At 71.6% G+C, this 11,665-nt stretch carries 10 protein-coding genes; 3 read left to right on the plus strand and 7 right to left on the minus strand.

Annotated elements, in window-relative coordinates; all coding sequences use genetic code 11:
• Positions 1-18: 18 nt before the first annotated feature.
• Positions 19-987, minus strand: coding sequence for an arabinan endo-1,5-alpha-L-arabinosidase (locus ACZ60B_RS34545; RefSeq protein WP_469394150.1), 969 nt, complete (start codon positions 985-987; stop codon positions 19-21).
• Positions 988-1,232: 245 nt separating this feature from the next.
• On the opposite strand from ACZ60B_RS34545, the gene ACZ60B_RS34550 reads away from it, so the two are divergent.
• Positions 1,233-2,006, plus strand: coding sequence for an intradiol ring-cleavage dioxygenase (locus tag ACZ60B_RS34550; RefSeq protein ID WP_469394152.1), 774 nt, complete (start codon positions 1,233-1,235; stop codon positions 2,004-2,006).
• Between the two features lie 103 nt (positions 2,007-2,109).
• On the opposite strand, the gene ACZ60B_RS34555 is transcribed toward ACZ60B_RS34550, so the two are convergent.
• Positions 2,110-2,763 (minus strand): DUF4360 domain-containing protein, encoded by a 654-nt coding sequence (locus ACZ60B_RS34555; RefSeq protein WP_469394154.1) that lies wholly within the window; start codon positions 2,761-2,763, stop codon positions 2,110-2,112.
• A 258-nt stretch (positions 2,764-3,021) separates the two neighbouring features.
• On the opposite strand from ACZ60B_RS34555, the gene ACZ60B_RS34560 reads away from it, so the two are divergent.
• On the plus strand, positions 3,022-3,687 hold the full coding sequence (locus ACZ60B_RS34560; protein ID WP_469394156.1) for a hypothetical protein: 666 nt from the start codon (positions 3,022-3,024) through the stop codon (positions 3,685-3,687).
• An 18-nt stretch (positions 3,688-3,705) separates the two neighbouring features.
• On the opposite strand, the gene ACZ60B_RS34565 is transcribed toward ACZ60B_RS34560, so the two are convergent.
• The 5 genes from ACZ60B_RS34565 to ACZ60B_RS34585 all read right to left on the minus strand — a co-directional run bounded on the left by ACZ60B_RS34565 (position 3,706) and on the right by ACZ60B_RS34585 (position 10,199).
• The gene (locus ACZ60B_RS34565; RefSeq protein ID WP_469394158.1) at positions 3,706-4,521 is read right to left on the minus strand and encodes a hypothetical protein; all 816 of its coding nucleotides are present in this window, start codon (positions 4,519-4,521) and stop codon (positions 3,706-3,708) included.
• A 2-nt stretch (positions 4,522-4,523) separates the two neighbouring features.
• Complete coding sequence (locus ACZ60B_RS34570) at positions 4,524-7,364, minus strand: ATP-binding protein (protein WP_469394160.1); 2,841 nt, start codon at positions 7,362-7,364, stop codon at positions 4,524-4,526.
• Positions 7,361-8,251 carry a hypothetical protein gene (locus tag ACZ60B_RS34575; protein ID WP_469394162.1) on the minus strand — a complete coding sequence of 297 codons (891 nt, stop codon included), beginning with the start codon at positions 8,249-8,251 and terminating at the stop codon, positions 7,361-7,363. Before ACZ60B_RS34575 ends, ACZ60B_RS34570 begins: the two co-directional genes overlap by 4 nt.
• A 53-nt stretch (positions 8,252-8,304) precedes the next feature.
• Complete coding sequence (locus tag ACZ60B_RS34580) at positions 8,305-9,468, minus strand: discoidin domain-containing protein (RefSeq protein WP_469394164.1); 1,164 nt, start codon at positions 9,466-9,468, stop codon at positions 8,305-8,307.
• Between the two features lie 272 nt (positions 9,469-9,740).
• Complete coding sequence (locus ACZ60B_RS34585) at positions 9,741-10,199, minus strand: RrF2 family transcriptional regulator (protein ID WP_469394166.1); 459 nt, start codon at positions 10,197-10,199, stop codon at positions 9,741-9,743.
• Between the two features lie 221 nt (positions 10,200-10,420).
• On the opposite strand from ACZ60B_RS34585, the gene ACZ60B_RS34590 reads away from it, so the two are divergent.
• Positions 10,421-11,650, plus strand: a complete 1,230-nt coding sequence (locus ACZ60B_RS34590) for an MAB_1171c family putative transporter (RefSeq protein ID WP_469394168.1) — start codon at positions 10,421-10,423, stop codon at positions 11,648-11,650.
• Positions 11,651-11,665 lie beyond the last annotated feature (15 nt).

Genomic DNA, 11,665 nt, shown 5'->3' on the forward strand with positions numbered 1-11,665 from the left:
GGCGGGCCGGCGGCCCGTTCAGTACGCGACGGGCCAGCCGGTGCTCCAGTTCAGCAGGTTGACGCCGAGCTTGGGGGTGCCGCTGTCGTTGCCGTCGTAGTAGTGGTAGACGATCAGGTCGCCGTCGCTGTCGTTCATGATCGACTGACCGCCGGGACCGATGACGCCGCCGTGGGTCTCCAGCACCGCCGTGCCGCCGTTGTCCGTCATGGCGACCCCGCTCTTGTCGTAGTACGGCCCGGTGACGCTGGTGGCGCGGCCGACCTTGACCTTGTACGTCGACGAGGTGCCGGCGCAGCAGGTGTCGTACGAGGCGAACAGGTAGTAGTAGCCGTTGCGCTTGACGACGTACGGCGCTTCGACGGCCTTGGTGCCGGTGGGCCGGTAGGCGAGCGCGTAGCGGGTGGTGTCGCCGGAGTACTGCTTCCCGGTCGAGGGGTCGATCCGGATCATCTTGACGCCGGTCCACCAACTGCCGAAGGACAGCCACCACTTGCCGTCGTCGTCGACGAACAGGTTGGGGTCGATGGCGTTGTAGTCGCTGGAGGTGGTGGAGGTGTAGACGATGCCGTAGTCGCTCCAGGAGCCGGGAAGTCCGGTGCTCGAACCCGCGAGGCCGATGGCGGACCTGTTGGATCCGAAGGTCGAGACGGCGTAGTACAGCAGGTACTTGCCGCCGTGGTAGGAGATGTCGGGCGCCCAGGCCTCGGTGGCGTACGACGACCACCAGCCCGGCTTGGTGGTGAACGCGTCGGAGCCGGAGCTGAACGCGACGCGGTCGGTGGAGGTGCGGTAGGCGAGGCCGCCGCCGGTGGCGTAGAGCAGGTAACGGCCGGCGGAGGTGCGGATCATCGTCGGGTCGTGCACGACGGTGGAGCCGGTGACCGTGCCGGGGTTGGGATAGGCGGACGCGGTGGAGGGGGCCAGCGCCAGCAGGATCGCGGCCGGGACGGCGAGGAGCAGGGCCCTGCGGGAGGTGCGGCTCATACGGACGCTCCTTGGTGGGGGGATCACGAGCACGTTCGTCATGTCGAACGCAGGTCGAGTCGTCGGACGGGACCGTAGAATCGAACCCCTTGCGCGTCAATGGTCCGCGCGGCCACCGGGAGCCCACCGGGCCGCGCGGCCGACTCCGTACGCGGCTCACAACGCACTTGACTGGCCGTCATTTTGCACAACTGACAGCCGCCCGACAGCCCTCCGACAGCATCCCTCCCTACGGTGCCGTGTTCATGACAGACACCCCTGAAGAAACAGGAACCCGCATCGGACGCCGTACCGTGCTGATGGCCACGGGCGTCACCGCCGCGACGCTGGCCGTGGGTGCGGCCGTCGCGTCCGAGTCCCCCACTGCGGAAGCCGCCCCCGACCTGGCCCCCGTGGCCGCCGCGGCTGTCTGCACCCTCACCAAGGAGATGACCGAAGGCCCCTACTACCTGGACGGACAGTACGTCCGCGCCGACGTCACGGAAGGCAAGGCCGGCGCTCCGCTCAAGCTGGCGCTCACCGTCGTGGACGACGACACCTGCGCCCCGCTCTCCAACGCCCTGGTGGAGATCTGGCACTGCGACGCGCTCGGCGAGTACTCCGGGTTCGTCGGCAACAACGGCCACAGCGAGCCCGACGACGGCACCTTCCTGCGCGGCGGAGTGCTCACCAGTTCCAGCGGGCTGGCCAACATCACCACGATCTACCCGGGCTGGTACCGCGGCCGCTGCGTGCACATCCACGTCAAGGTGCACACCGGCGTCACCCTCACCTCGGACGGCTCGTTCACCGGCGGCCAGGAACTGCACACCGGGCAGCTCTTCTTCAGCGAGACGGTGACGACCGCCATGGCGAAGGTCTCGCCCTACTCGACCAACAAGGTCACCCGCACGACCCTCACCCAGGACTCGATCTACGACGGCGGAGGCGCCGCGTCCGGCCTCCTGACCCTCACCGCCCTGGGCAGCTCGGCCTCCTCCGGCTACGCCGGCACCCTCACCCTGGGCGTCGAGCAGTAACCGGCACTCCCCCACCCGAAAGACCCTGGGTGACCACGGACCGGCCGGCCGAGGTCACCCAGGGTCTGACCCGTCGGGGGGCGGTGCGACCCCCCGATCCGGCTCAGGACGCCGGGCAGTCCTTCCAGGCCATGTGGTAGACCGTGCTGATGTCACCGTCGGTCGAGTCCATCGTCATGAAGCTGACCTTGCCGGGCGCCGAGGTGCCGGCGTTCACCCGGAGTTCGGTGTTGATGTTGAAGTTGCGCTGGACTCCGCAGGGCGCCCAGACCAGTTGGGCCCAGTCGGTGCTGTCGGTGGCCTCCCAGTTGTCGTTCAGGGGGCCGCTGAACGGGTGGCTGCGGTACGCCGTGGCCGGGGAGCCCTGGAAGTAGTACGAGGCCCGCTGGGTGGCGCTCGCGCCGGGCTCCAGTGCGGCGAAGCCGCGGTAGTCGGCGCTGGCGATGGCGTACGTGAAGCCCTGCGGGACGTGGACGACCAGGTTGAGCTGGCAGTTCTTGCGGAACGCCGTGGGGTCGGAGTTGCCGCCGGCCTGGGCGAGGTAGTCGCTGTAGGTCACCGTGAACGCGGTGTTGTCCTCGGAGACGGCGACGGCGGTGGTGCCCTGGGGACAGCCGGAGCCGTTCACCGTGGCGACCGTGATGACGATCTTGTCCGGGGGCGGGTCGTCGAACACGGGGGAGGAGGCCTGCGCGGGAAGCGCCGAGGTCAGCAGCGCGGCGGCGGCCGCTCCGCTGAGCAGGAGTCCAACGGACATGGTTCTCCTAATGATTCGGTTCTTTCGGTGGGGGGTGGCACGCGCACGCCCGGCCTGTGGAGAAACCATGAGTACGCTGTGAAGGCCGGGGCGGTGGCATCGTAGGCGTCCGGAGGACGCGGCGGTCAGCCCCAACTCCGGCCATCCGGAATGCCTCTCTGTGACAAGACCGTGACTGGAGGTATGGCTTCCACCACGGCCGGACCGGCCGGATCCCTCCAAGATCAACAGATGCGCAGAAACCCCTTACCCCCGGTAATGACCGGCCGTCCCGTCGTCGCGGCACTCGCCGCCGCGGGTGTCGCCGCCGGTGTACTGGTCGGCTGGAATGGCCTGGACACGGTCAACGGGTGCGGTCTTCCGGTCAATCGGTATCCGTCCGAAAGCGCGCGGGACTGGGTCGACAACGCCGATGTCGTGATCGTCGGGCGCGCGACGCGCGAGTGGGAGAGCGGCCGCCGGGAACTGGCCGCCGGGGCGTACCGGTACCAGGTGGAGCGCACCGTGCGACTGACGCGGGAATCGGTCGTGTTCACCTCCGGGCGCCGCGCCCACCCCTCCCCCGGCCCCTCCGTCGACTACGTCGCCCCGGGCTGGAAGGTCCCGCGCTCCGACGCCGGCACCCGCGTCGACGACCTGACCGGCGACGCGCCCCGCGTGGTGCCCGGCCACGCCTACGTCCTCGCCCTGCGCTGGGAGGAGGGCGGCTGGGTGTCCCTCGGAGAGGGCGCGGTCGTACCGTTCGACGGCCACACCGTCGGCGACGGGGAGTGGTGCGGCCGGGTGCTGGGCACCGAGGACTTCGCCGAGGGCGAGCGCATGGGCCGCCATGACGACCACAGCCTGGAGAAGGCCCTGCTGGGACAGGGCACGGACGCCGTGGCCCGCGCGCTCGACCGGGCGGCCCGGGAGAAGCAGCCCTAGGGAGCACCGCCGCGGAGGTCAGCCCTTCGGCGGAGTCGCCGGAGCGATCGGCAGCTCCGCCTCGACCCCGATCTTGACTCCGTCGGCCACCTCCACCGAGGCGCCCGCCGAGAACGTCAGACCCTTGTCGTCCAGTTTGAAGCCGAACTCGAAGTCGATGTCCTTCAGCAGCTTGAAGGGGTCCGGCAGTTCGGCCGCCCCACCGGCACCGCCCTCGCCCCCGGCTCCGGCCTCGGAATTCGGTCCTGCCTCGGCGTTCGACTCGGCGTTCGCGTCCGACCCGTCCTCCGCGCTCGCCTCACCCTGCTCTTCGGACTGCTCTTCGGACTGTTCCTCGAACTCCTCCTGGACTTCCTCCTCGACCTCTTCCCAGAACTCCTCCTCGACCTCCTCCTCGACCTCTTCCCAGAACTCCTCGGCGACATCGGCCTGTTCGGAGAAGTCGAACTCCAGCGGCTCGGGCAGCTCCGTCTCGGCTTCGGCTTCCGCCGCCTCGGCCGCCCCCGCCTGCTCGGGCTGCTCGGCCTGTTCGGAGAAGTCGAACTCCGGCGGCTCGGGCAGCTCCGCCTCGGCCCTGGCCTCCGCGTCCGCCTTCGCCTCCGCCGCTTCGGCCACGGCTTCCGCCCTCGCCTCCGCCGCCTCGTCCCCCTCCGCCGCGGCCTCCGCTTCCGCTTTCGCCGCCTCGATCTGATCGGCCTGCTCGGCGAAGTCGAACTCCAGCGGCTCGGGCAGTTCGGCCTCGACGGCCGGCTCGGGGCCCCGCTCCGCGTCCGACTCGACGCGCTCCGGCGCCGACTCGACGGCCGGCTCGAGCGCCCACGACTGTTCCGACACGGTCAGCTCCCCTCCTTCAGTCCGGCGGCCCGGCGCGCCGGACTGTCGAGATACCGGCGGAACTGGCGGACCCATTCGGCCGCCCGGAGCGCGTGCGCGGGATCCGTCAGCGCCTTGGGATACGCCGCGGCGTGGACCGCCCGCAGCAGGGCGACCCGCCAGTGGTCGTCACCCGACGCGATGTGCCGCGGTCGCGCCGGCTCCCCGGTCTCGTCCAGGTACGCGGCAAGCCGCCGCCACCAGGCGACCGCGAACCGCTGCGCGGTGCCCTCCGTCATCAACTGCGCGAAGCCCACGGCCTGTCCGGCCGCCCGTCCGGCCAGGAACTCCAGGGAGCAGTTCACCGGGCAGAACCCGCACGGCGCCTGCGGCCGCAACGACTCCGCGACGACCGGGGAGGCCGCGGCCCATCGGGCGTGCCTGCGGGCGAGCTCCTCCCGGCCGGCCAGCGGGGCCCGGTCGACGCCCAGCCGCGCCGCGTCCTCGGCGCGTACGTCGGGGACCTCGACCAGGACCGGACGGTCGATGCGCGAGTGTGCCGCGTACGCCGACATCTTCGGCAGCACGGCGGCATGGTCCCGCTGGTCGTCGTTCATCAGCATCGTGTCGCCGACCAGCCGACGGTCCTCCTCCGCCTTGAGCTGATGGACGATCTTCAGCGCCGTGTTCTTGTACGCGTCGGGGATCAGCTTGGACGGATCCTGCTCGATCACCACCAGACCCTCGCCGTACTTGCGGTTCTCCGCGAGGGTGTTGGCGAACGCCTCCGCCGCCCTGGCCGTGGCGTCGCCCTCCTTCGCCGACCCCGCGCCCGGCTGCGGCCTCCGCAGCAGCCGGTGGGCCTCCTCGACCAGCGTGACGTGCGCCAGCCGCGAGGAGTCGCGGTGCACCTTGTAGTGCTCGGTCATCGCGTTCAGCAGCAGCGCCATCACCAACGCCTGCTGCTGGGCGTCGCCGAGCGAGGCGAGCTCCACCACCACCGGGCGGCTGAGCAGTTCTCCGATCGGCATGGAGCGGGGTGCCGACAGCACCGGCCCGCAGGCCCCTTCGGCCAGCGACCGCGCGCGCAGCCGGGAGGCGGCCACGATGTTGGCGCGTGCCTCGCCCGCGTAGTCGTAGCCGTCGGCAACGTTCTCCATGATGTCGACGAAGTCCGCCAGCACCGGCCACTCCTCGTCACCGCGCGCGGTGGCGTTGACGTCCAGTCCCTTGCGCCGGTACACGTCGGTGAGCGCCGTACGGTAGAGGAAGGGCAGCGGGTCCCATAGGCCGAAGGCCGCGTCGAAGCAGTCCAGCAGATTGCCCGCGTGGGTGGAGATCCGGACCCCGGCCGGCACCTCGAAGGGGTTGAGGCGCAGCGGGGCGGTCTCCTCGTCGCCGGCCGTCAGGACGAGCATGTCCTCGAAGCCGGGGAGGGTGGCGAGCCAACGGTAGTCGTCGTGGTCGGTGTTGACCGGTTCCAGGACGGTGAACGGGACCCGATGGTCCGCCCAGAGCTGACGGCACAGCGCCAGCGTCGAGTTGGTCTTGCCGGAGCCGCTGCCGCCGACGATCAGCGAGTGCCGGGTCAGGTCGTCCAGTTCGACACCGAGGGGCTTCCTGGTCCGGCCGTCGGCGGCGTGGCCGAGCACGACATGCGGCCCCCGGGGCGTGTACGCCAGGGTCGTCGCCTGCTCCACGGCCTGGACGGGGAAGCCGGGCACGAAGCCGTTCAGGGCCAGCGGCAGCCGGAAGACCGCGCTCGCCTCCTCCAGGTCGGCCAGCCATTCGAGCGGTTGCAGGGCGGGCGGCATCGACTGCGCCCAGCCGCCGTCGTCGCCCCACAGGGTGGAGTCCAGCCACCCGGTGTTCCCGGCGAAGACGGCTGCCTGCGCGGGGTCGGCCGGGCGCACCAGCCGGTAGGCGGGTCCCAGGGCGGCCGGGTCCAGCCGTCCGTCGGAGGCCGCCGGCGCGCCGCGCGAGACGGTCTCGCCGGCCAGCGAGGGCAGCGAGTCGTCGAAGGGCACGGGCGACCAGCAGGACAACCGCATCCGGAACGCGTCGCTCAGATAGCGTCGCCCGGCGTCGGCGTACAACTGCTCGGCACGCACCGCGAAGGCGTCCGCGGTCAGCTTGACCTTGCCGTGGTAGAGCGAGCCCGACTCGAACTCGCCGTCGCTGGCCAGGCGTTGGTAGGCGGTGGCACAGGTGGCGACGGCGGTGCGCAGCGAGGCCGGTACGGCCACAGGGGTGAGGGCGACGCTCAGCGCCAGCGGGTGGGGGTGCGCGGTGATCGCGGTGAGCAGGCCCTCCCAGTGCCGCGAGGCACCGGCGAACGGCTGGGTGGCGGTGTAGAACCGCACCCCGGCGTCGGGCCGGTTGGGGGTCTCGGTGAACAGCCGTCTGCGGATCTCTGCGGCGCCGCCGGGCGCGGCCGTGAACGGGACCATCACCGCGCGCAGCTCGCCCTGGTCCAGCGGTTCGGTCACCACGTGGGGCGCGGTGAGCGCGAGCCGCTCCGCCTCGGCCCGGGCGGCCGTGTCCGCCGCCGCCTGGTCCGGCGCCCACACCCGGGTGAGCAGATGGGCCTGGAGGCGGCCCGACGCGGGGTCCCAGAGCCAGCGCAGCTCCAGTACGGAACCGGCCGGGGCGCCGAGACGGCCCGCGAGGAAGTCCGCCTGTTCCCGGACGGCACGGGCCAGCCGATGGTCCTCGGGAAGTTCGGCGTACTCGTGGCTGCGGGTGAGATCACGGGCGGCGGTCAGCCGCAGCCCGGCCCAGGCCCAGTGGCCGTGCGGTGCCGCCGGAGCGGTCACCGCGGCGGCCTGCCGGGCCCGGGCGTGCGATACGGAGCCTGTGCTCACGGGGCGGGCGGAGCGGCCGGAGCGGCCGGGGCCGGCGGGTGGAACGGGGCGGGCGGCTGGGCCGCGCCGGGCCAGGCCGCCGGGGCCGCCGCGACCGGAGCGGCCGCGACCGCGGCCTGGGGCACGCTGACGGTCTCGACCGGGATGTCGTGGCCGAAGGTCTGGGTCAGCGGGACGTGCAGATCGTGGTTGGCGGCGTCCACGCCTTCACGGACCGCCGAGTGGACGGCCTCGCGCAGCGCCCGCGCCCGCTGCGAGGAGATCTGGCCCTTGAACTCGGCCTGGCCCTTGAAGGGGCTGGAGAGGGAGTCCTTGAGGAAGCGGACGAACATCGAGACGGGGCGCCGGCTGCTCCACAGGGACCAGCCCACGTAGAGACCGGTGCCGTACGCGAAGACCGAGACGTAGGCCTGGTACTCGCGGTCGCTGATGACCAGGAAGTTCTTGATCGTGGGGTCGTGCGCCGTCCGGAACCGGCGGGGCACCACCGTGACGGGCAGCTGGCGGGCCCTGACGACCTGGTAGATCACTCCGTAGGCGGAGTCCGCGGCGGCGGCCTTGCCGTCGACGACCAGCTGCCACTCCGACAGGCCCTGGCGGTCGGGTATGAAGAACGTGGCCAGCGAGGCCACCACCGGCGCGATCAGGGCCAGGTACGCCCCACTCGGGTCGCCCATCAGCACCATCAGGATGAGCGCGAGGGGAATCGAGAGGATCACGGCCGCCATGAATGTCCAGCGGGCTCGCTTGAGGAACCCACGGAGGTCGTCGGACTGAACGACGCCGGAGAGGTTCCCGTCGACCCTGTGGCTGTACTTGAGCTGGTTCCCCAAGTAGGTCGCGTTGGAGAGCGATTCGGCCTGGGCCGCGAAGGCCGGGGTGGTCATGGTTCTGGTGCTTCCTGTCGTTGTCGGGAGGGGAGGAACGGAGCGGGCGGGACTCAGGGGGTGTCGATCGCCAGACCGACGTCGCTGATCGCGACGGCCTTCCACCTCGCGTCGGGGTTGCTGGTCTCGATGATGTCGACGCTCACCCTGTCCGCGCCGACGGCCGTGGTCAGGTCGATCCACTGCATCGTCTCGTCGGGTTCGTCGATCACCTCGTTCCACTGGGCCTTCACCTCGCCGTCCAGGTAGAAGGTCCACTGCACCTTCGTCGCGGTGAGGTTCTCGGAGAACCTGTGCGTACCGTCGGGGTCGACCTTGGCGAAGCCGGGAATCAGACCCACCTTGGTCAGCGCGACGGAGCCGCCCAGGTCGAGGGAGAGCCCGCCTGTCGCCCCATCGCAACGCCAGGCGGTGTCGGGGTCGTTGTCGAGCACGTTCTCGGGCTCGTAGGAGAACGTACGGCCCTTGCTGTCCTGGCCGGGGTCCATGAGAGGGCAGTCCGAACTCGCCGACACCGGGGAGTAGAGCCCGGACGGTTCGAGGGTTCTGTCCACGAGCGCGTCCCCCACGGTGACGCCGTCCGTCGCGTCCGCGTCCTCCCCGGCGTACGCGTCCTCGCCGTCCTGGAGCGTGTTCGCCTCCGGGTCGGCCGACGGTGACGCCACGTCGGCCCGCGCCTTCGCGTCCGACGCTTGTCCGGACGACGTCGTACCGCTGTTGCCCAGCAGGAATCCGGCGACGAGCGACGCCGCCACCGCCGCCACGGCAGCGGTGGCGAGCCACAGCCGCCTGCGCGGCGGGGCGGACGGCGTCGTCGACGGCGCCTCGGCCGTGTCCACGACGGGGGCGACAGCCAGGGGTGACACAACAGCCGGGGCGGCCACGGCAAGCGGCGCGGGCGGAACGTTGGGAAGGGGCGCGGCGACCGGCGCGGGCGGAACCTCCGGTGCGGCAGCGGCGGCCGGGGCCGGCGGGGTCTCGGAGACGGGTTCCGGGGCCGCCTGCGGCACGGGCGGAGCAACGGGCGGCGGTGCGACAGGAGTCACGGGCTGCGGCGCGGGCGGAACGTCCGCGACAGGCGCGGCGTCCGGCGCGGGCGGCGGGGTGGCGGCCGCGTGCGGAAGTGTGGCCGTCGAGCCCTGGACGGTCTTGCCGCACTGGCGGCAGAAGAAGCGCGCCTCGGCGGCGGCCGTCACGCAGCCCGGACAGCTCTCCATGGATCCCCCCACGTTCGACACGGCACCACACAGCGGCCGGAAAGCTCCGTACGAACCCCCGACAACGTGTGGGACATGTAAAGAAAATGTGTAAGAGATCTTTTAGCATCGGCGATAGTGCCTGGTCAACGCCATGATCAAGTAAATATGGTCGCCCGTCAGGAAGTGAAGTTCCCGTGAAGACGACTGCTTCCGCCACGCCCTGCGTCACGAGCCCCGGCCCGCCCTCGCCCCCTCGGCGAACTGACCTTCACCACCACGTGGTTACGGGTCTACGGGTTCTCCCACGCCGCCGGTTCCGCCGCGAGGCGGCGTACCGGGTCCGGCAGCGCGTCCGCCGCGATGTCGGCGATCGTGACGCCCTCCAGGATCCTGCGCACATTGGCCCGCAGGGCGATCCACAGGGGCAGCAGCGGCTGCGCGGAGCCGGTGTAGGCGAGGTCGGTGGGGCGTTCGCCGCGCACCGACACGATCGGGCCGTCGACCGCGCGGATCACGTCCGCGACGGTGACGGTGCGGGCGTCCCGGGCCAGCCGGTAGCCGCCGCCCCCGCCGCGCCTGCTGTCGACGATCCCGCCGCGCCGCAGATCGCCGAGGATCCCTTCCAGGAACTTGTGCGGGATGTCCTGCGCGGTGGCGATCGTCTCCGCCTTCACCGGGTCCCCGTCCTGGCGTACGGCGAGTTCGAGAACCGCCCGTACCGCGTAGTCCGCCCGTGCCGAGATCCTCATGCCCCCATTGTGCGACGTCGAGGTGGGCACGACGACGCCTGCGGGCGCGAGCGCGTGGCGACCCCCGGGGGCGACTCCGACGTCGTACTCCGGCCAGAACAGGGGTCGTTCGGTGGCCGACAACGGCCGGAGGACGACATGACGCGGACACTTCCGGGCGCGTAATCTCGGACCGGCCGTGGGGCGGCGGGTGCCGGGGGAAGGCGGGGGAAGGGGGAGAGATGGCAGGCGGCAGTGGCTTCTCCATCTCCTTCTGGATCCCCACCGCGGTGCTGACGGTCGCCCTGCTGATCAAGCTGCCCACGATCATCCGGCTGTGGAAGGACCCGCTGCTGCGGGCCGTGGGCGGGCTGCTGCTGCTCGCCTGCTCGGTGTTCGTGTTCGTGGCGCCGTCGACGATCGCCTGGACCAACCGGGTCACCGGCGTGCCGAACATCTCCGCGCCCTGGGTGTACTCGCTGCTCACCGCGTTCTGCGGGTCCTGTCTGCTGCTGATCATCGCCTGGCGCAACGGCCTGTCCGACCGCTCGGCCGGGACCCGGCGCGCCATGCGGTGGGTGGTCCTCGGGTACACCGGCGTGATCGTGGTGCTGTGGGTGCTGTTCGCGCTGGCGGACGCGCCGGTGGAACGGCTCACCGACCTCGACACGTACTACGCCAACACGCCGTACATGCGCGAGATGATCGTGCTGTATCTGCTCGCGCACGCCGTGGCGGTGCTGATCACGTCCCGGCTGCTGTGGAACTGGGTGCGCACCGACGGACTGGACGCCTGGCTGCGCTGGGGACTGACGTTCCTCGGCGCGGGCTACGGCCTGAACCTCATCTTCGACGTGTCCAAGTCCGCTGCCGTCGTGGCCCGTTGGACCGGTCACGACCTCGACGTGCTGAGCACCGGGGTGGCACCGCCGGTGGCCTGTCTGTCGGCGATCGCGATCGCGGTCGGCTTCATCCTGCCGCACGTCGGCCAGTACCTGCACGACCGCTGGCGGATCCGGCTCGCCCACCGCGAACTGCGGCCGCTGTACCTGCTGACCCGCTCCGTCGCCGGCGGCGGTGTGCCCCGGCTGCCGCGCGGCACGGCCGAACTGCGCCTGACCCGCCGCGAGACGTTCATCCGCGACGTGCTGCTGCCGCTGGCGCGGCACATCGACGTGGAGTTGCGCGGACGGGCCTACGAGGCCGCCCGCGCCCTCGGGTTCCCGGCGCAGCGGGCCGAGGCGCTGGCCGCCGCGGTGGCGATCCTGGACGCCGTCGAGGGCTCCCGGGGGCGGCCGGACGGGGCCGGCAGCGCCGACGACGCGGACGCCACCGATCTGCTCCGGGGGATCGGGGCGGTGTCGCGGGCGCTGCGCAGACCGGACGACATCGACGCGGTACGCGCCCGGGCGGCGGCTCCGGCCGGTGCCCGGGCGGGCGGGCCGCCGCTTTCCGCACCGGAGGTGGGGTAGCTGAAGCGGGGTCTT

Source organism: Streptomyces sp. NPDC104096 (assembly GCF_055584385.1).